Raw genomic sequence first — 19596 nt, 5'->3', positions numbered from 1 at the left:
GCCGATTAAGGTTACCGCCGATTAAGGTTACCGCCGATTAAGGTTACCGCCGATTAAGGTTACCGCCGATTAAGGTTACCGCCGATTAAGGTTGCTTGTCCCCTTCCTGCCTTGGGCGAATAATCTAGCCTCGCCGAGTCCCACGAAAAAAGGGGCGCTCGAAAGCGCCCCTTTTGATTAGCTGTGTTGTCTAAATCACCCAATGATCGCGTTGAGCGTAGCGGACGGACGCATGATCGCCGCCACTTTGGCCGGATCGGCGTGGTAGTAGCCGCCCATATCCGCCGGTTTGCCCTCATTGGCTTTCAGCTCGTCAAGGATCACCGCTTCTTTCTCGGCCAGTTCTTTCGCAATCGGGGCGAAATGCGCTTTCAGCTCCGCATCGTCATCCTGCGCGGCAAGGGCCTCGGCCCAGTAGCGGGCGAACCAGTAATGCGAGGAACGGTTGTCGTTCTGGCCGACCTTGCGCTCCGGCGACTTGTTTTCGAGCAGAAGTTTCTGTGTCGCGTCTTCCACCGCCGCACCAAGGACACCAGCTTTGGTCTTGCCTTTGGAAGAGGCGAGGAAGTTGTAGCTTTCGCCAAGCGCACAGAACTCGCCAAGGCTGTCCCAACGCAGGTGGTTTTCCTCGATCACCTGTTGGACGTGTTTCGGCGCGGAGCCGCCAGCGCCCGTCTCAAAGAGGCCGCCACCGTTCATCAGTTTGACGATAGAGAGCATCTTGGCGGAGGTGCCAAGTTCGAGGATCGGGAACAGATCGGTCAGGTAGTCGCGAAGCACGTTGCCCGTGATGGTCACGACGTTCTTGCCCTTGCGCATTTCTTCCCATGTGAAACGGGTGGCTTCGCGCGGGGCCATGATCGGAATGTCCTTGCCAGCCGCTTTCAGCGCCGGTTCGACATATTTGATCAGTTCGGCGTCATGGGCACGGTTCTTATCGAGCCAGAACGCGCCGGTGCCTTCGACGTCAAACCGTTCGATGCCGGTTTTGATCCAGTCGAGGATCGGCGCTTTCTTCGCGGTGCACGACCGCCAGATGTCGCCTTTTTCCACCTCGTTGGACAAGAGCACTTCGCCGCTGTCGAGCACGATCGAGACGGTGCCATCGGCAGGGACTTCGAAGGTGGTCGGGTGGGAACCGTATTCTTCCGCCTTCTGTGCCATCAGACCAACGTTGGACACAGCACCGCAGGTGGTGACATCCAGCGTGCCGGTTTCTTTGAAATATTCCACGCTTTCGTCATAGACGCAGGAATAGGAATTGTCGGGGATGCAGCACTTGGTGTCTGCTGCCTTGCCGTCCGGACCCCAGCCGATGCCACCGGCTTTGATGACCGCAGGCATGGAGGCGTCGATGATCACGTCAGAGGGCACATGCAGGTTGGTGATGCCCTTGTCGGAATCAACCATGTAGAGCGGCGGTTTCGCGGCAAGAGCGGCCTTGAGGTCGGCTTCCATCTCGGCATTGCCCGCGATGAGTTTTTCGAGCGCGCCGATGCCGGAGTTCGGGTTGAAATCCAGCTTGTCGCCGTGTTTGGCAAGGAAGTCTTCGAGATAGACGGAGACGAAATGGCCGAAGATGATCGGGTCGGAGACCTTCATCATCGTCGCTTTGAGGTGCACGGAGAACAGCACACCCGGCTCGATGCTTTCGACTTCTTTCTTGATATAGGCGCGCAGGGCCTTGGCGGAGAGGAAGGTCGCATCGACGATCTCGCCTTCAAGATAGTTTAGCCCGTCTTTGAGAACCGTTTCGGAGCCGTCTTTCGCAGTGAACACGATTTTCGCGCCACCGGCCTGTGCAGCCGTGACCGTCGCGGCTTTCTCGTTGGCGTAGAAATCATCGCCCGGCATGGCGGCGACGGTGGTTTTCGAGGTCGATTTCCACTCGCCCATGCGGTGCGGGTTGGCTTTCGCGTATTCCTTCACGGCCTTGGCGGAGCGACGGTCCGAGTTGCCTTCGCGCAGCACGGGGTTCACAGCGGAACCTTTCACCGTGTCGTATTTGGCGCGGACGGCTTTCTCTTCGTCGGTTTGCGGATCGGCGGGGTAGTCGGGAATGTCGAAACCCTGCGATTGCAGTTCCTTGATCGCGGCTTCAAGCTGCGGCACGGAGGCCGAGATGTTGGGCAGTTTGATGACATTGGCGTCAGGGGTTTTCACCAGCTTGCCAAGTTCGGCCAGATCGTCGGAGACGCGCTGGTCTTCGGACAGACGCTCGGGGAAAAGCGCAAGGATGCGGCCCGCCAAAGAGATGTCTTTTGTGGCGACCGAGATCCCTGCGGCATTCGAGAAGGACGAGATGATAGGAAGCAAGGAGCCGCGCGCGAGTTCGGGGGCTTCATCGACGATGGTGTAGATAATATCGGGGGTTTGGGCCATGGGGTCCTCCGGAAAAATGTCCAATCGAGCGGGCAATGGGCGTCCGTCTCGTTCGCCATTGCGCGTAAACGAGCGGGCGCGTGAAGTCAATGTATCCCACCGTATACAATGGGGCGACAATGCCGCACCCCGCAGAGGAACGCGCACGGGTGGGGCGGCGCAGTTGTGCGAAGGCGCGCCCTGTCCTAGAGATTGGTGCGGGCTGTGCATGGATGAATTTGCAAGAGGACACGAGGGCCGATGGGAAAGAAACTCACCATTCACATTGGTATGGGCAAAACCGGCTCGACCGCGTTCCAGCAGTTTTTGGACGCGGAGACGGAATTCCTGTTGCGCGCAGGTATGCACTATCTCGGGCGGTTCCTAAACAAGATGGACGGCCCCCCGCCCGCAGGGGAACGTAGCGCCACCTCGCCCGAGGCGGTGGCGCTTCGCCTGAGTGAGTTGGATCGGTTCGCCGCCGCGCAGGAGGGGATTGACCACTTCATCTGGTCCAACGAGGCGATCGCGCAGGGCAAAAACACCGCCGATATCGCGGAGGTTGCCGCGGCTTTCCTTGAACGGAGCGAGGCTTTTTCGTCGGTCGAGATCCTTCTGGTCCTGCGGCGCCAGGATGAATGGTTGGAGAGCGCCTATCGGCAGTGGGGTCTCAAGCACAAGTTGAAGACTGGCTATGCCGTCGCCATGCCTGAGGAATTTGCCGAAACCTATGCGCACCAACTGGACTACAAGACGATCCACGCGGCATGGGGCTCGCGTCTCCCTACATCCGTCCACGTCTACGATGATCTGCGACACAAGGGTGGAATTGTGCAATATTTCTGCGCGCACTGGGGGTTAGAAGCGCCCAAAAAGTTCGAAAAGTATAATTCTGTGCATGGCTCTCTTGGTCCATCTCAGGCGCATTTTGTCGCCCTGAATAACCGCGGCGAGGCGGAGAAGGTGCGCGATTTCGACATGCGAAAAGTCATGCGGCGCTATGACTTGCCAGAGCTTTCTGACGGAGCGCCGACCGTGCCTCCCGCCCTGCGTGCCCGCGTCCTTGAGGCGCAAAGGGAGAACAATGCCGCTCTTGCCGCGACGCTCGGACGCGACAGGCTTTTTCACGACCGTCCCGTCACCGATCGCGCACCCTATGACAACCGTGTTGAGGATGCACTGACCTATCTGGTGCAGATTGCGCGTCAGCAGACCGAGGAAATCCAGCGGCTTCGCAATCGGATCAATAAACTGGAAAAGAAACTCGGCGACGACTGAGGCGTTAAGGCGTCTCGAGCCGCAGGTTCGGTTTTGGTACAAGGGCGGGCTTCTCACCGCGCTCCACATAGTCCCATGCCGCCATCGCGATCATTGCGGCATTGTCCGTGGCCCATTTGATCGGCGGAAGGTGCAGGGCAACACCCTGATCTGACGCCACTTTCCCCATTGCATCACGTAGTTGCGGGGAGGCGGCAACACCGCCCACGATAATGAGCGACTTCGGTTTGCACTCTTCAAGTGCCCGCGCTGCCTTGGCCGTGAGTACGTCCATGCAGGCCGCGACGAAAGAGGCCGACATATCGTCAACGGAGACATCGGGATGGGTCTCAATATGCCGCGCAACGGAGGATTTTAGGCCCGAAAAGGAGAACTCGTAGCCTTCGTTCTTCATCGGGCGGGGCAGGCGCAACACGGGCGTGCCGCGTGCCGCCGCGCGGTCGATGGCGGGGCCACCAGGCATCCCGAGGCCAAGCATCCGCGCAACCTTGTCGTAGCTTTCCCCCACGCTGTCGTCGCGCGTTGTGCCCAATAGCCTGTAGCTCCAAGCATCCGTCAGTTCCGCGACGAAGGTATGGCCGCCCGACACCAGCATGATCACGGCGGGATAATCGACCTGACCGCCTTCGAGGCCCACGGAGCGGATGTGTCCGCGCAAGTGATTGATCCCGTAAGCGGGCACGCCCCACCCGAGCGAGAGCGCCTCGGCGGTGGATAGCCCGACCAGAAGCGACCCGATGAGGCCAGGTCCACGGGTCACACCGATGGCTTCGAGATCGTCGGGCGTGACATTGGCGTTGTCCATAACCTTCTGAACAGTCGGCAAAATCGCTTCCAAATGCGCGCGCGATGCCAGTTCGGGATAGACGCCGCCGAAGGCCTGATGGATCTCGAATTGCGAAACGGTTTCAATGGCCGCGACAGTACCTGCGCGGTCAACGAGCGCCACGGAGGTGTCGTCGCACGATGTCTCTATTCCGAGAATCCAAGGCTTCATGTGGACGCCTCCAGATAGGGCGAGAGTGCCTCGTCGGAGATCGCGCCATGACGCAATATCCTCGCACTTTTCGCTGTGCAGTCGACGATGGTGGAGGGGGCGTGCATCTGTGATGTGCCATCGATAACCATGTCGGGGCGTGCTGTTAGCTGCGCGGCGGCTTCCCTTGCACTCTTTGGTGTATCGGCTCCCGAGCGATTGGCGGAGGTGACGAGTAACGGACCGACCGCGCGCAGAATTTCGAGAAGCCGCGTATCGGCAGGGATGCGCACGGCGACCTCGGAACGGTCGGTAAGCCAGTCGGGGCGCGGATTTCCTAGTGGAAGCACCAGCGTCAGTGGACCGGGGCAGAAGGGCGATGCGATCAGATTGTGCGCGACGGGCGAAAGAATCGTTCCGAGTGACGCGATCTGCGCCGCGTCAGCGACCATCACGGGCAGGTTCTTCTCTGCAGGGCGGTCCTTGAGCGCGAAAAGGCGGGCAACGGCGCTGTCATGGCGCGGGCTCGCGGCAAGGCCAAGCACGGTGTCCGTGGGCAAGAGCACGACACCGCCTCCATCAAGACATGCTGCAATCTCGGGCGTGGGGATGCTCATTCCAGTACCTCCACGATCGGATAGGCGCGTGCGTCGGGCGCGGGGTCGGGTAATTGTGCGACAAAATCGGCCATGGCGCCCATCGGGGCGGTGTTGAAGAGCGGAGTCGGGAGCGCGTCGTCTAGCACAGTCCCAACATAGTTGAATTTATCCAAGCTTTGTGCGGCCTCAAAGGCATTAACCTGCTCGCAATGTTCGTAATTGACAAGTTTTCCCGCCTGCCAAATGCCGAAATGCACGTAGGGACGAGCTGCGCGGCGCATCAGGACGGTGGGCCGCTCTTGGTCTGCAACCGCATGTCCGAGCATCTCGAAGGCGGGGACGGCGATCACGCCCAACCCGAGCGCAAAGCCAAGGGCATTGGCGAAGGCTACGCCCGTCCGAGTGACGCCAAGACCGCCCGGACCGATGTCGGCGGCAATGCGGGTGAGCGTGTCGAGCGAACTGTCGCAAGCGGCAAGGCCTGTCTCCAGCATGGCGCGATAATCGCGCGATCCGTCGAATTCGGGGCGATTGGAACTGTCGAAAACAATCTCCGCGCCGCGTGCAAGCGCGAGGGCAGGGACGCCGTTCGATGTCTGCAAAAGGAGAGTGAGGCTCATGAGCGGGCCTCCAGCGCGTCGAACACCGCGCTCCATCTATCGGCTTCAGCGGAGAGAGTGACGCTTCGCGCAGTCTCGCTCTCGCCAAGTGCGATGCCGATGGAGAGAGGGGTGTCGAATGCATCCACAATGCGGCTGCCCCACTCGATGAGGCTCACGCCCGTCTCGACCTGATCTTCAAGTCCAAGGTGATAGAATTCACGCGCATTTTTAAGCCGATAGACGTCTACGTGTAACACGTCGAAGTCTGGCGCCTCGTAGATGTTGGCGATGGCGTAGGTGGGTGAGGTGACCAGTTCTTCGCTGCCCAAGGCGGCCATGAGTGCCTTCACGAAGAAGGTCTTCCCCGCCGCGAGCGGACCGTCGAGCAAGACCACATCGCCCGCGCGCAAAAGCGGCGCGAGGGCCGTAGCGAGCGCGGTCATCTCGGCTTGCGTGCCGATAGGAAGGGTCAGAGTGCGGGCCACCTGTGGTGTCTCCGATTGGCGTTTGTCGGCCTTCGCAATAGGACAATCGGGAAGGAAGGTCCATATCGTGGGCGCGCGGAGCCTATTGCGCGGTGTCGAGCCAGATGGTGACGGGGCCGTCATTGGTCAGGCTCACAGCCATGTCGGCACCAAATTTGCCCGTCTCGCAGGGCACGTCGAGCGCACGCAGGGTCTCTGTGAAATGCTCATAGAGCGCGAGGCCCGTTTCGGGATCGGCTGCGGTGGAGAAACCGGGGCGGTTGCCTTTGGTCTCGGCAGCAAGGGTGAACTGGCTGACGACCAATGCGCTGCCGCCGATGTCTCGGATGGAGCGGTTCATCTTGTCGTTTTCGTCCTTGAAAATCCGCAACTTGGAGATTTTTGCGGCCAGCTTCTCGGCAGCGGCCTCGTCGTCACCCTCCATGGCGCAGACAAGGATCATCAGGCCTGCGCCGCAACGCCCGATGACCGTGCCTTCCACGGCCACCTCGGCCTTGCTCACACGTTGAACGAGCGCCCTCATAGTTCGGATTTCCACGGCGGGTTGGCGCCCGCGCGAGATACTGTGACCGCAGCGGCTTTGGAGCCGAGCGAGAGCGCATCGCGGATCGCCTCGTCCGAAAGGGTTGCAATGGCGTCTTTTGTCAGAAGGCCCGCTTCGGAGAGCGCCGCCAGAAGCCCTGCGTTGAAGGTGTCGCCCGCGCCGACGGTATCGACAACTTCGACGCGGTTTGCGGCCACATGGACCGAGCCGCGCGATGTGAACCCGCGCACACCTTCCGCGCCTTCGGTCAGGCAGACCAGTTTGACGCCGCGCGCCAGAAGATCGGCGATCTGGTCGTCAAGCGTGCCCGTGCCGCGCGCGATCCAGTCGAGATCCTCGTCGGATATTTTGACGATATCGGCATGGGCGAGCATCCTGTCGATGCGGGCGCGATAGCGGGCTTCGTCGCGGATGAATGAGGGGCGGATATTGGGGTCGATCATGGTGACGCGCGTTGCGGAGGCGGCCACGAAAAGCGCCTCGTAGGCCGCGCCGCAAGGATCGACGGGGAGCGAAATCCCGCCGCAGAAAACCGCATTAACGGTGTCTGGAAGGGCGGGAATGTCCGCTTCGGTCAGCATGCGTCCCGCGGTGTTTTCGTCGTAAAATGCGTAGGTTGCGTGGCCGTTAACCAGTTTGACGAAGGCTACGGTGCAGGGGCGGTCGGCTGTGACGACGAGAAAATGGTCAACGCCACTCTCTGACAGTTTATCCTTGAGAAGGTCGCCAAAGAAATCGGCAGAGATACCAGAGAAGAACCCCACGGGCGCACCGAGCCGGCCAAGCGCAATGGCCGTGTTGAACACCGCGCCACCCGCGTAGGGCGCGTAGGCGTCCTCGCCCTCGGTCGAGGTGCGTGGCAGCATGTCGATCAGGGCTTCGCCCGCACATAGGATCATCGAGTCGTCTCCTTTGAATTGGCGATAGTGCTAACCCTGTTACCGCTATCAGAGCAAGCGGGAACTGGGCAAATGTTCAGTGGGCGATCAACCGCCCGCGCTTTATGGCGCGGCTTTTCCCATTGCGATGAGGTAGCCAATAGCACCCGCTATTGCGGCGCCCGCCAGAACGGCGAAGGCGATTTTCCACGGCGAGTAGGGGCGTTCTCCTTGCACGCGGCCCGTGCGGCCGTTGACGACGACGCGATAGCTCTTGCCACGATATTTATAGGCCGCGACCCAGACGGGCAGCAGGATATGCTTGAAAGTCACGTCGCTGATCGCGGTGTCGAGGCGGTGAACCCGTTGGCGATCCCCGCCGATATCAAACTTCACATCGCGCAGGATCACGCGGTCCATGTGCGCACGCGCAAGAGTGAAACCTTCCTCGATTTCAACGGTGTAGGCCTCGGCGCGAAATCCCGCGAGATAGTCGGGCAGGTAGGGTTCCAAGTCTGAGAGATCCCAAGGTGCAAGGCCGTCGGTGTATTTGCGCGGCAAGGCGTGCGAGGCCAGCACCAGCACATCGTCGAAAAAGCGCGATACATGTCCGCGCGCTGCGCGCCAACGGGTGCGGCGTTCGCGGACCGTTCGGGTCTCGCCATTCCTGCGCACCGTGCGCGTGACGTAGTAATCGTCGCCACGCTCGCCTCTGTAGTCGCTTTCAGTTTGAGCGTCGAAGGTCCAGTAGGGCAGGTAGATCCCGTCCAGTTTGCGTCCCTTGCGTGCGTAATTGCGCAGCCCGTTCGGCGCAAACCACAGTTTCCCGAGCCAGTCGTTCATCGCGTCATGGGCGATGGATTCGGTCACGGAGAAAGGCAGAAGCCCGCGCGGCTTGAGCCCTCGGTGCTGGCCTGTTCCCGTGACCACAGGAGTGGCGCAGAAGGGACATTCGGTGGCGTGGAGGTTCGGATCGAACTCCGTGCGCGCGCCGCAGTTCGGGCATTCGGAAACGCGGGTTTCGACGGTTGCGTCGCTGTTGCGCGCATCGCGAGCTTGGTCCCTCAGAGCTGCGGCGTAGTCCATTTCGCGCGGGGCGGGGACATTGCTGACGTCAAGCGCCTCACGCGCCCCGCAATGGTCGCAAGTCAGCGCCCCTGCTTGCGGGTCGAAGCGCATATCGCCGCCGCAGGTGCCGCAGGGAAAGCGGTGCGTTTGCGCGTCGGTGTCGGGGAGGGAAGCGGTTTTGGCCATGGAAACAGGGGTTTCACCAGAGATTGCGGGCTGTGATTTCCCGCGTAGATTACAACAATTTGCAGGCGGGAAAAGCAGTTCTTCGCGCGTGCGGGGTGTGGTCGGGGTTCACCGTCTTGCGCGTTTGGGGCGCTCGGGTTGTTCGAAGCTCACCAGTTGCGCAATTTCCTGTCCCGCGGATGAGGTGAAGCGGATGATGTGGCAGAAGAGGGCGGTGCCCGTGCCGTCGCGGTTCAGGCGGCCCGAGACGGTCGCGGCCTTCCCTTGCGTGACGATTTGGTCGATGTGGATCGAGGCTGGGGCAATGCGCGTGGAAAGCGCCTGCGAGATAGCTGCGCGCCCCACGGCGGCGGGCGCATCGCCGCGCTCCCAACTCGCCGTTTCGGACAGTCCGAACCCGCCAAGGTTCCCGATCCCCATGAGCGCCCGTGCAATCGCGTCGGCACGTTGTGCAGCTGGGCTGTCCTCGCAGGCGGCCCCATGGGTGATGCGCGTCTCGGCCAGCTGCATGAATTCCTCGCAAATGAAAAGTGGCGCGCGCGCCCCGTCGTGGGGTGCGCGCGATTGAGCATCCGTGGTGGCTTGAGATCAAGCGTCGGCGGGCGGCGGGGGAGGCGCGATGGTGAAAAGCTGCGCCAGCTCTGTCACGTCCTCGGCGCGTAGCCATCCGTCCTGTCCTTGGGTCCAGACATAGCTGGAGCGGGTCAACTCGCCTTTGGCAACCTTCTGACCCATCTCGGCTTTCGAGAAGGGGCCGGTGGTCTCGCCACCTGCCGCGATGTGCCAGACGTGTTCGACGGGCGGTGGCGGCGGAGTTTGCGCTGCTGCTTGGGGCTGTGCGACCTGCGTGGCTGCTGCGGGGCGTGGACCCCATGGACCCGCTTGGACACTTTGACCAGCCATCGCCATGCCAAGCCCTGCGCCCATGCCGGCACCCGTCGACGCGGCCATGGCGGAGTTTTCAGCGCTCAGAGCCTCGGCGGCGTTGAACTTCATGTAGTTGTCGAGATTGCCGACGATGCCCATGGAGGTGCGCTTGTCCATCGCCTTCTCCACCGCGTCGGGCAGGGAGATGTTTTCGATGTAGAATTCCGGGATGGTCAGGCCGTAGTCCGCCACAACTTTCGAAATCTCGGCAGCGACGAGCGCGCCAAGGTCAGCGGTGTTGGCGGCCATGTCGAGCACGGGGATGCTTGCTGTCGCGATGATGCGCGAGAAGGCCTGAACGATGATGTTGCGGATTTGGTAGGAGATCTCGTCCATCGTGAATTCGCCATCGGTGCCCACGATCTCGGTGAGGAACTTGGCGGGGTCGGAAACCTTGACCGCGTAGGTGCCGAAGGCGCGGATTCGCACGGGGCCGAATTCGGGGTCACGCAGGATGATCGGGTTTTTGGTGCCCCATTTCAGATCACCGAACCGCGTCGTGTTGACGTAGTAGATTTCGGATTTGAACGGGGATTTGAAGCCGTGATCCCAGTGCTGGAGTGTTGTGAGGATCGGCATGTTGTTGGTCTCAAGCATGTAGAGACCTGGAGTGAACACATCGGCCAGCTGGCCCTCATGCACGAACACCGCCGCTTGCCCTTCGCGCACTGTGAGCTTGGCGCCATATTTGATTTCGTGGCCTTCGCGCTCGAACCGCCACACCATCGTGTCGCGGGTGTCGTCGGTCCAGTGAATAACGTCAATAAATTCGCCAGTGAGAAAATCGAGAATGCCCATGTGGCTCTCCTTCGTTCAGATAGTCTCGCCCATCAGTTCCGCGGCAATGGTGGCCGCGATCGGACGGGCGGTTTCGGGGGTCATGTTCGGGGTCAGTCGCGGATCGTAGAGGATGCGCAGCAAAAGCTCGTCGTGGCGGGTCAGTAGTGCGAATTCCTCATCGTCGTTGAAGATTGACGGGCGCGCACGGGGGCTGTCATTGGCCAGTCCAAGGCCCTGCGCGATTTCCTCGTGGAAACAGGATTTGCGCATCAGTGAGGGATGCTCACCACGGATCACAGCCACCGCACGGCGATAAATGCCGTCATCGCGTGGATCGGAGGCGATGACGAGGCAATAGGTGGAACGGCTCATGTTCTCGACCGAGCGCACGGCAGCTTCCGACAATCCAGGGATCAGGCGGCGCAGGTGGGTGCCGACACCACGGCGTTCATCCTCGTTGAGGACAAGGACGTGAAAGTTCCCGCCCGTCTCGGCAACCGTGATGGGGTGGCGGGTGGCGGTAGCCAGCTGTCGAGCGAGGGAGGTGAGTGTTTCGCGGTCCTCGGCGCGCTGGTCGAGCGGCACGGAGGCCCCGAATTCCAGCGTGAGGCGCACAGGTGCGCTCCAGCGGTGGACATGCGACGGGGTGGTGCGCGCGACGAAGCTACCGTTAATGTCGGCATATTCGTCGTTGAGCGCGATGGCGTCGAAATTCTCGGCCAGTTGTCGTGCGTTAAAAGGTGTGTCCGCGCCGCCGCCATCGGTGCGCAGCAATTCGTTGCGCAGAAGGTCAGCTTGCACATCGGCATAGTAGCGCACGGCCTGCGCAGAGGCGGGAGAGCGCGGAGCGACGATGGGCGCGCTCGGTTTGGCGGCAGGTGTTTGGCTCGGGGCGGCGGTCTGTGCAGTGGTCATCGGGTCCACACAGGCAGACAGAACGAGTGTGGATGCGAGCGCCGCGGCGCCCGCAATCCGTCCCATACCTATCGCCGCCAGACGCATCATCCTAGCCTGGCACGGAGGTCGCTGCGGTGTCACCCGTGCCAGTCTTGCTGGCCTTTGCCGCAGACAAGGTGTCGCGCAGGTTGGCTTCCAACGTCTTGAGTTCCTCTTCGGCCTCGGCGCGCTTGCGCTTGCCTTCGTCGGCGATTTGCAGGCTCTCTTCGATGGTTGCGATCAACTCGGCATTGGCGGTTTTCACGGCCTCGATGTCGAACACGCCGCGCTCCATTTCCTGACGCACGACCTTGTTGGCTTCGCGCAGGTTCTTGGCATTGGCGGTGAGCAATTCGTTGGTCAGGTCCGAGGCGGCTTTGATGTCCTTGGCAGCATCCGAAGAGCGCTGGATCGTCACGGCCTGCGCCAGTTGGGTTTCCCAAAGCGGCACGGTGTTGACCAGTGTGGAGTTGATTTTCGTGACCAGCGACTTGTCGTTTTCCTGCACCAGACGGATGGAGGGCAGGGATTGCATCGTCACCTGACGGGTCAGCTTGAGATCATGCACACGGCGTTCAAGATCGTCACGGGCGGCACGCAGGTCGCGCAATTCCTGCGCCACGATGACCTGTTTGTCCTCGGCGGCATTCTCGACACGCTTTTCCTTGGCGGGGATGGTCTTGCTGTCCAACTCGTCGAGTTTCTTCTCGCCCGCACGGATGTAGATCGCCAACTCGTCGTAGAAGTTCAAAGTCTTCTCATACAACAAGTCGAGAGATTTAATGTCCTTAAGGAGTTTGTGCTCATGCTCCAGAAGGTTGTCGGTGATCTTGTCGATCTGCCCTTGCACCGTCTCGAAACGCGCCACGAATTTGGCCATCGGCGCGGCGCGGCCCAGAAGTTTCTCCCACCACGAGCGCTCGCGGCGCACGTCCAACTCGGAGATTGAAAAGCCACGGATCGTGGAGACGATGCTGCGCAGGCTATCGCCCGCAGGGCCAACGTCCTTGTTGCGGACCTCGCCGAGCATGGCTTGCGAGATTTCCTGCAATTCGGCTTGAGCGCCAGAACCGAAGCGGACAATGGAGCCCGTGTCGGAGAGGTCGATCTCGGCCATCGCTTCTTTCACAGCAGCGGCGGGCGGGGCCTCTTTCCCGCGCACGGGGACCAGTTCCCCTTTGGGTTCAGGCAACACCGTTGCGGTGACCTTTTCGACTTCTTTCAACGTTTCTTCCGCCTTTTGGCGCACCGTTTCCGACATGTGTTATCCCCTTGTCCAGCAGCAGTGTTTTCCATTCGTGCCGCGCATGTTTTCGCAGCCAGTGTTACTTGATGCCCTCACGGGCCAGTCGTTCGCGCAGCACGTCGATCTCGATGTCGAGATCGGCCTTGTTGTCGAGCAGCAGCTTTTCGTTGCGCGCCGTGAAGTTGCGTTCCAGATCATCGAGCAGCGCGAACCAATCGGTGCGCGCCTCGGCGTTGCGGGTAAGGCTCCACAGGTCGGCGAATTTGACCGTCGCATCCCGCGCACCCAGCAGGTAGACGCCGAGATACTTGCGCGCTGCAGTGAGATCGCGTGGGTCTTCCTCAACGGTGCGGAACATGTCGCGCGCGGCGGTGGTGAAACGCTCCAAACGGCGCTGCGCTTCGCGGTCGTTGATCTGTTCGAGTGCCTGACGCATGACGTCGAGATGGCCCTCGGCCTCGTCAACGGCGCGGGCAACGCGGTCTTGCTGGAAGGTGTCGATGCCTTCCATGCCCTTGTTTTTTAGCGGGTCCAAACCGAAGGCCAGACTGTGAAGCACGGTGCCCAGAACGGCGAAGATCACCGCCTCGATCACGCCCCAGCCGAAAACGCCGACAAGCGCCAGCCCCGCACCTGTGAGAACAGAGCCGAATATCTTTCGCGGGATGGCGGGGCGGCGGGCAACTTTGCGTGCCTCATAGGCTTCTTCGGCTTTTAGCCCTTCGCGGGTAAGCAGCGCGGCGGCGACGAGGCAGCCCAAAGCGGCCAGATAACCCGCCATTGTCACGGGTTCGGCGGTGAAGGCTTTCCACGCCAGTGGGAGGGCGGCGATAAACAGGAGATTGGACCGCGCGCCTACGCGAGAGGGCCGTTTGCCATCGAAGGGACGGGCGGGCGGCACCTGACCACGGGAGGGGCCTTGTGTCTCGGAGGCGTCTTGTACGCCAGAGGATTTGCCGTCGGGTGAAAAGGTGGAGCCGAAGCGTTGCGCCATTCTTACATCCCCTGCGCGCTGATCGTTACGTAGAATGTCAACGCAACGAGCAGGTAGTAGGCCAGTTTGGAAAACTTGCTGTCTGACATCTTCACCCTCTTACATCCGAGCGTTTTGCACGGCACTTCGCTTGAAATATAGGAAGAAACCGCGCCGCTTGAAAGGCTTACTGACAGCAGTGGCGAAAAACGTCACAAAAGGAGGGGGCGGGCAGGTCAGCCGTCGCGCTTCGGTCCCTTGCCGCGCGGACCTTTTGAACCTGCGTCGCCGTGGGATTTGAAACCCGCCGAGCGTGGTTTGGACCCCTTGCCACCGCCGTGCGATTTGTAGCCGTGGGATTTGAAGCCCCCAGGTTTGCCATCGCGCCGTGCGCCGGGTTTTCCGTCTGGCTTTCCGTCACGTTTGCCATCTGGTTTGCCGAAAGGTTTACGATCTCCGTCCTTGCGGAAGGGGCGGTCGCCATCCTTGCGGAAGGGTTTGCGCTCGCCATCGCGTCCTCCACCGTCACGTCCACCACCATCGCGTTTGCCCGCAGGCTTGCCGAAGGGCTTCTTGTCGAAGCTCTTGCCGCCGCGGTCCCCGCCTCGCGATACGCCGCGTTTGGGGTCGCCGAAGCTTTCGTCCTCAAGGCCCAACTGGTCGCGCAACACGCGGTAGCGGACTTCCTCTACCTCGCCTGGTTTGATCTGGTTGAGGCGGAAGGGGCCGTAGGAGATGCGGATCAGGCGGTTCACGGTCAGGCCGATATGCTCCATGGCGCGTCGGATTTCGCGGTTCTTGCCTTCGCGGATGCCCACGGTCAGCCAAGCGTTTGCGCCCTGCTGGCGATCAAACACAACTTCCATCGGTTGGAAATTTTCGCCGTCGATGGTGATGCCTTTGCGCAGGGTGTCGAGGGTTGCTTCCGATGCGGTGCCTTTGACGCGGACGCGGTATTTGCGCAACCAGCCCGTGTCGGGCAATTCCAGCTTGCGTTTGAGTTCTCCGTCGTTGGTGAGCAGAAGGAGGCCCTCGGAGTTGAGATCGAGGCGGCCGACGCTCATTACGCGCGGCAGGCCTTCGGGCAGGTTGCCGAAAACGGTCTCGCGGCCCTTCTCGTCCTTCTCCGTCGTCACCAGCCCCGTGGGCTTGTGGTAAATCCAAAGGCGCGGTGGTTCGGGTTCGCCGACGGGCTGGCCGTCTACGGTGATGCGATCTTTCTTGAGAACGTTAAGCGCGGGCGAGAGCACCTTGCGCCCGTTCACGGTCACGCGGCCCTCTTCAATCATGGTTTCGGCGTCGCGGCGCGAGGCGATGCCTGCGCGCGCCAGCACCTTGGCGATCCGATCACCGGGAGGTGTGGATTTCGCGGTGGAGGGCGCTGCGGGTTTCGCGCGATCCTTGGGCGCGCTCTTCTTGGGCACGGTGTAGGACTTCGGGCGATCGGATTTGGGCGTTTTATCGGTCATAGCGCGGACATACGCGCGAACAGGGCGTTTGGGAAGGGGGCACGGCTTGCCATACGCGCTTTTCCGCGTCACAGGTAAGGCATGAATTTCCGCTCTCATATGGACGCGGCCTTTGAGGAGGCGCACAAGGCGCAGGCCCGTGGCGAAGTGCCCGTGGGCGCGGTCGTGGTCTCTCCTGAGGGCGAGGTCATCGGGCGCGGTGGAAACGAGACGCGGGCGGGCTGCGATCCCACGGCACATGCCGAGATCGTCGCGATCCGCGAAGCCTGTGCCGCCTTGGGCGTCGAGCGGCTGACGGGGTGCGATCTCTATGTAACGCTGGAGCCCTGTCCGATGTGCGCTGCGGCCATTTCCAACGCCCGTATCGCGCGGCTCTATTACGGCGCGAGCGATCCCAAGTCAGGCGGGGTGGCAAATGGGGCGCGAGTCTTTTCTCATCCGCAATGCCACCATGCGCCCGAGGTCTATGACGGGATCGGTGCGGTTGAGGCCGAAGAATTGCTACGCACCTTTTTCGCGGCACGTCGCGGGTAGGTTTCACCGGTTGCCCCGCAATCCGGCGGCTCGCCAGCACTTGCAAGACGCGCCATTTGCGGTTAGAGGTCGGACATGCGGGCGGTTTACGCTTGTGACACCCCAAATCTTTGAAATCATGCCCGTTTCCGGGGCTGAAGTGCTGCGTGGATATTCCGTGACTGAACAAATTTTGCGCCGTTACGAGCGCCATTTAAAGAACCTTGCTCTGGTCCTCGGTGTCGCGTCGACCGTTGCGATTGTGCAGAACTGGTATCCGTGGAACCTGTACCTGTCGCTTCCGTTCTGTCTGATCTGGCTGTTGATGGGATGGTTGCATGGTGAACGGCAACTCAAGTGGATCAATGCCCTGTTTGCCGCCTTTTACGTCTACGGCATCGGGCGGTACGTGATGCTGGGCGCCTGAGGCGGTTGACGCGGCGGGCGGCGGCGCATCAGACTGTCGGGACTATAAGTTGGACAGGTGCGCCGATGAACGAAATCGCCTTCACATGGATGAGCCAGATCGACAGTTATCGCGAACAGGTGGATTTCTCCTTCTGGTCGGAACCCGTGAACGCGATCACGAACCTCGCGTTTGTTCTGGCCGCTCTCTACGTCTGGCCGCGCACCAAGGGCCTTTTGCTTGCGCGAGTGCTTGCGGTGATCCTGTTTCTTATCGGTCTCGGCTCATTTGCCTTCCACACCACAGCGACGAGGTGGGGGGAGGCGGCGGATGTAACGCCGATCCTTGCTTTCATCCTGACTTATGTTTTTGCCGCCACACGGGACTTCTTTGGTTTGGGGAGTTGGTGGGCGGCGCTGGCGGCGGTGCTGTTCGTGCCATTTGCTGTCATCGTTTCGCCGGTATTCTTGCACATCGGCATGGGCAGTTCCGCGGCCTATGCGCCGGTTCCTGTCCTCATTGTAATCTACGCCGCACTCCTGCGCCGCCGTGCGCCCGCCACTGCGCGGGGCATGGTTTTGGGGGCGGCGGTCCTATGCATCTCGCTGGGGTTTCGTATGCTGGACGCGCCGATTTACGCCACGGTTCCGATGGGTACACATTTCATGTGGCACTTCCTCAATAGCATCATGCTCGCCCATATGATCGCCGTTTATGTGCGCCACATGCGGCGACACGCTTGAAGGCCGCCCCGTCCCGCGTTAAAGCCTCATTCGACACGAAAGACGGAGCCTTGCCCGATGTCCATCGATACAGATACCGCACGCCGCGTGGCCAAACTGGCCCGCATCCGCGTTGAGGAAGACGCGCTGCCCGCGCTCGCCGAAGAGTTCAACGCCGTTCTCGGCTTTATCGAACAGTTGCAAGAGGTGGATGTGGAGGGCGTCGAGCCGATGACCTCCGTCACCCCGCAGCGCCTCAAGCGCCGCAAGGACGAAGTGACCGATGGCAATCAGCAGGCCAAGGTGCTCGCCAATGCCCCCGATGCGCGCGAAGGCTTCTTCGCCGTGCCCAAAGTTGTCGAATAAGGAGGGCGTGCCATGTCTGATCTGAACAAACTGACGCTTGCCGCCGCCCGTGACGGGTTGCGTGCCAAGGACTTCACCTCCGCTGAGTTGACCGAAGCCTGCCTGAGCGAGATCGAAGGGGCGGGGGCGCTTAACGCCTTTGTCCACAACACGCCCGAAGTTGCTCGCGAGCAGGCGAAAGCCGCCGATGCGCGACTGGCCGAGGGGGATGCCCCTGCGATGTGCGGCCTGCCCATCGGGATTAAGGATCTCTTCTGCACCAAGGGTGTGTCGACGCAGGCAGCGTCCGCCATTCTTGAGGGCTTCAAGCCTGAATACGAGAGCACCATTACCACCAAACTCTTCGATGACGGTGCGGTGATGCTGGGCAAGCTCAACATGGACGAGTTTGCTATGGGCTCCTCCAACGAAACCTCCGTCTACGGTAATGCGGTCAACCCGTGGCGCCGTGAGGGAGATGAGGCCAAGCTGACGCCCGGTGGTTCGTCGGGTGGCTCGGCCGCTGCGGTTGCAGGGGATCTGTGCCTTGCCGCGACGGGCACCGACACGGGCGGCTCGATCCGCCAGCCCGCCGCCTTCACCGGAATCGTCGGGATCAAACCGACCTACGGACGTTGCTCTCGTTGGGGTGTTGTGGCCTTTGCCTCTTCGCTCGACCAAGCGGGTCCGATGACCAAGAATGTGCGCGATGCCGCGATCATGTTAGAAACCATGTGCGGTCACGACGAGAAAGACAGCACGTCCGCAGATCTTTCTGTGCCGAACTTCGAAGCCATGTTGACGGGCGACATCAAGGGCAAGAAAATTGGTATCCCAAAGGAATACCGCATGGACGGTATGCCCGCCGAGATCGAGAAGCTCTGGGCCGATGGCGCGGATATGCTGCGCACGGCGGGGGCGGAGATCGTTGATATCTCGCTGCCGCACACGAAATACGCGCTGCCCGCTTACTACGTGATCGCGCCCGCCGAAGCCTCCTCCAACCTCGCGCGCTATGACGGGGTTCGTTACGGCCACCGCGCCGCGCTTACGGCGGGTGAAGGTATTGACGACATGTATGAAAAGACCCGCGCGGAGGGTTTTGGTCACGAGGTTCAGCGCCGCGTGATGGTGGGGACTTACGTGCTGTCGGCGGGTTTCTACGACGCTTATTACAACCGCGCGCGCAAGGTCCGCACCTTGATCAAGAAGGACTTCGAGGATGTTTTCGCCTCTGGCGTCGATGCGATTCTGACGCCTGCGACACCCTCGGCGGCTTTTGGCCTGGGTGAGATGTCCGAAAGCGATCCGATCCAGATGTATCTCAACGACGTCTTCACCGTGACGGTGAACCTTGCGGGCCTGCCTGGAATTGCGGTGCCTGCGGGTGTCGATGCGAAGGGGCTGCCTCTTGGTCTGCAACTGATCGGACGTCCGTGGGAAGAGGGCGATCTGCTGAATATTGCACAATCTCTTGAGGACGCTGCGGGCTTTGTTTCCAAGCCGTCGAAATGGTGGTAATAGGCGAGGGATTTTTCCCTTTTCGGAGCGTTCACATGATCCTTCGCGCCTCACTTGCTGCCCTGTCCGTCCTTGGCCTCGCCGCCTGTGATCCCGCCATTCCCGATAGCGGGGCGGGCGTGGGTTTTGGAAGCTATTCCGACTATCAGGCGCAGCGCGAAGCCGAGTTGATCGCCGCGGGCGAAGGAAGCGCTGCGGGCACGGTGTCCGCGCTTAACAGCCAAGCGGCCTCCAGTGGGAGCACCAGCACAGATGTGCTCATCTCCGAGGCTGCCGCGGCGATCCCATCGTCGGTCGAAAACGAGGTAGGCATTTCCTCCGAGAACAATTTCGACGCGGTCGCAGGGCAGCGCTCGATTGAAGAGGATGCAGCTCTGGTGGCCGCGAACCGCCAGCAATATCAGCAGGTTGAGCCGACCGCAGTGCCCACGCGTCCATCGGGAACGCAGCCAAATCTGGTCGAGTTCGCGCTTTCGACAACAAACAATGTCGGTCAGCCGATCTACTCGCGCCTCATCCCTGGCGCGGCGACGCGTGAGGCACGCAACTGTGCCAAATACGCTTCCCCCGATCTGGCACAGCTCGATTTCCTCGCCTCTGGCGGGCCGGAGCGCAACGCCAAAGGGTTGGACGCGGACGGTGACGGGTTTGCCTGTAGCTGGGATCCTTCGCCCTTCCGTCTTGCGGCCCAAGCGCGCGCCAACTGACTTCCGTGACTGATCTGACGATCACCGAGCGTGCCTCGCCCAATTGTGGGGTGCGGCGCGGCGGCGCTGTCGCG

At 61.3% G+C, this 19596-nt stretch carries 21 protein-coding genes; 7 read left to right on the top strand and 14 right to left on the bottom strand.

All coding sequences use genetic code 11. The features are described 5' to 3' along the window. Positions 1-195: 195 nt before the first annotated feature. Entirely contained in the window at positions 196-2382 is a 2187-nt protein-coding gene (locus tag ACN0SC_RS12590; protein WP_417250023.1) for an NADP-dependent isocitrate dehydrogenase, read from the bottom strand. 240 nt (positions 2383-2622) lie between these two features. Here ACN0SC_RS12590 and ACN0SC_RS12585 point away from each other — a divergent pair, with 240 nt between their 5' ends. Continuing rightward, positions 2623-3639 carry a hypothetical protein gene (locus tag ACN0SC_RS12585; protein ID WP_417250022.1) on the top strand — a complete coding sequence of 339 codons (1017 nt, stop codon included), beginning with the start codon at positions 2623-2625 and terminating at the stop codon, positions 3637-3639. A gap of 4 nt (positions 3640-3643) precedes the next feature. Here ACN0SC_RS12585 and tsaD read toward each other — a convergent pair whose 3' ends face one another. The 13 genes from tsaD to ACN0SC_RS12520 all read right to left on the bottom strand — a co-directional run bounded on the left by tsaD (position 3644) and on the right by ACN0SC_RS12520 (position 15308). Then, entirely contained in the window at positions 3644-4636 is a 993-nt protein-coding gene (tsaD, locus tag ACN0SC_RS12580; RefSeq protein WP_417250021.1) for a tRNA (adenosine(37)-N6)-threonylcarbamoyltransferase complex transferase subunit TsaD, read from the bottom strand. Further along, positions 4633-5232, bottom strand: coding sequence for an L-threonylcarbamoyladenylate synthase (locus ACN0SC_RS12575; protein WP_417250020.1), 600 nt, complete (start codon positions 5230-5232; stop codon positions 4633-4635). Before ACN0SC_RS12575 ends, tsaD begins: the two co-directional genes overlap by 4 nt. Beyond that, on the bottom strand, positions 5229-5834 hold the full coding sequence (locus ACN0SC_RS12570; RefSeq protein WP_417250019.1) for a hypothetical protein: 606 nt from the start codon (positions 5832-5834) through the stop codon (positions 5229-5231). The genes ACN0SC_RS12575 and ACN0SC_RS12570 overlap by 4 nt, the downstream gene beginning before the upstream one ends. Then, positions 5831-6424, bottom strand: coding sequence for a tRNA (adenosine(37)-N6)-threonylcarbamoyltransferase complex ATPase subunit type 1 TsaE (gene tsaE / locus ACN0SC_RS12565; RefSeq protein ID WP_417250018.1), 594 nt, complete (start codon positions 6422-6424; stop codon positions 5831-5833). The genes ACN0SC_RS12570 and tsaE overlap by 4 nt, the downstream gene beginning before the upstream one ends. Next, positions 6384-6824 carry a D-aminoacyl-tRNA deacylase gene (gene dtd, locus ACN0SC_RS12560; RefSeq protein ID WP_417250017.1) on the bottom strand — a complete coding sequence of 147 codons (441 nt, stop codon included), beginning with the start codon at positions 6822-6824 and terminating at the stop codon, positions 6384-6386. Before dtd ends, tsaE begins: the two co-directional genes overlap by 41 nt. Then, on the bottom strand, positions 6821-7744 hold the full coding sequence (locus ACN0SC_RS12555) for a carbohydrate kinase family protein (RefSeq protein WP_417250016.1): 924 nt from the start codon (positions 7742-7744) through the stop codon (positions 6821-6823). Before ACN0SC_RS12555 ends, dtd begins: the two co-directional genes overlap by 4 nt. Positions 7745-7846: 102 nt before the next feature. Beyond that, the gene (locus ACN0SC_RS12550; RefSeq protein WP_417250015.1) at positions 7847-8977 is read right to left on the bottom strand and encodes a primosomal protein N' (replication factor Y) - superfamily II helicase; all 1131 of its coding nucleotides are present in this window, start codon (positions 8975-8977) and stop codon (positions 7847-7849) included. A gap of 108 nt (positions 8978-9085) precedes the next feature. Beyond that, positions 9086-9487, bottom strand: coding sequence for a hypothetical protein (locus tag ACN0SC_RS12545; RefSeq protein WP_417250014.1), 402 nt, complete (start codon positions 9485-9487; stop codon positions 9086-9088). 78 nt (positions 9488-9565) lie between these two features. Further along, positions 9566-10702, bottom strand: coding sequence for an SPFH domain-containing protein (locus tag ACN0SC_RS12540; protein ID WP_417250013.1), 1137 nt, complete (start codon positions 10700-10702; stop codon positions 9566-9568). A 15-nt stretch (positions 10703-10717) separates the two neighbouring features. Beyond that, a complete protein-coding gene (locus ACN0SC_RS12535; protein WP_417250012.1) occupies positions 10718-11665 on the bottom strand; it encodes a DUF2927 domain-containing protein in 948 nt (315 codons plus the stop codon). 25 nt (positions 11666-11690) lie between these two features. Next, positions 11691-12881 carry a toxic anion resistance protein gene (locus ACN0SC_RS12530; RefSeq protein WP_417250011.1) on the bottom strand — a complete coding sequence of 397 codons (1191 nt, stop codon included), beginning with the start codon at positions 12879-12881 and terminating at the stop codon, positions 11691-11693. Between the two features lie 64 nt (positions 12882-12945). Then, positions 12946-13860 (bottom strand): 5-bromo-4-chloroindolyl phosphate hydrolysis family protein, encoded by a 915-nt coding sequence (locus ACN0SC_RS12525; protein WP_417250010.1) that lies wholly within the window; start codon positions 13858-13860, stop codon positions 12946-12948. A 215-nt stretch (positions 13861-14075) separates the two neighbouring features. After that, on the bottom strand, positions 14076-15308 hold the full coding sequence (locus ACN0SC_RS12520; RefSeq protein WP_417250009.1) for a pseudouridine synthase: 1233 nt from the start codon (positions 15306-15308) through the stop codon (positions 14076-14078). A gap of 81 nt (positions 15309-15389) precedes the next feature. Between ACN0SC_RS12520 and ACN0SC_RS12515 the strand changes: the two genes are divergently transcribed. The 6 genes from ACN0SC_RS12515 (at position 15390) to ACN0SC_RS12490 (ending at position 19522) form a co-directional block, all read left to right on the top strand. Continuing rightward, positions 15390-15842 carry a nucleoside deaminase gene (locus ACN0SC_RS12515; protein ID WP_417250008.1) on the top strand — a complete coding sequence of 151 codons (453 nt, stop codon included), beginning with the start codon at positions 15390-15392 and terminating at the stop codon, positions 15840-15842. A 157-nt stretch (positions 15843-15999) separates the two neighbouring features. Beyond that, positions 16000-16248: a peptidase gene (locus ACN0SC_RS12510; RefSeq protein WP_417250007.1), complete on the top strand. Its 249-nt coding sequence runs from the start codon at positions 16000-16002 to the stop codon at positions 16246-16248. A gap of 65 nt (positions 16249-16313) precedes the next feature. Then, the gene (locus tag ACN0SC_RS12505) at positions 16314-16970 is read left to right on the top strand and encodes a hypothetical protein (RefSeq protein ID WP_417250006.1); all 657 of its coding nucleotides are present in this window, start codon (positions 16314-16316) and stop codon (positions 16968-16970) included. 57 nt (positions 16971-17027) lie between these two features. After that, positions 17028-17315: an Asp-tRNA(Asn)/Glu-tRNA(Gln) amidotransferase subunit GatC gene (gene gatC, locus ACN0SC_RS12500; RefSeq protein ID WP_417250005.1), complete on the top strand. Its 288-nt coding sequence runs from the start codon at positions 17028-17030 to the stop codon at positions 17313-17315. Between the two features lie 12 nt (positions 17316-17327). Beyond that, complete coding sequence (gene gatA, locus ACN0SC_RS12495; RefSeq protein WP_417250004.1) at positions 17328-18815, top strand: Asp-tRNA(Asn)/Glu-tRNA(Gln) amidotransferase subunit GatA; 1488 nt, start codon at positions 17328-17330, stop codon at positions 18813-18815. 35 nt (positions 18816-18850) lie between these two features. After that, on the top strand, positions 18851-19522 hold the full coding sequence (locus ACN0SC_RS12490; RefSeq protein ID WP_417250003.1) for a hypothetical protein: 672 nt from the start codon (positions 18851-18853) through the stop codon (positions 19520-19522). Positions 19523-19596: the final 74 nt, after the last annotated feature.

The organism is Celeribacter sp. (assembly GCF_048261515.1).
GTDB lineage: Bacteria > Pseudomonadota > Alphaproteobacteria > Rhodobacterales > Rhodobacteraceae > Celeribacter.
Note: the sequence above shows the minus strand (reverse complement) of the source record. Positions and strands in the feature narration are given on the sequence as shown.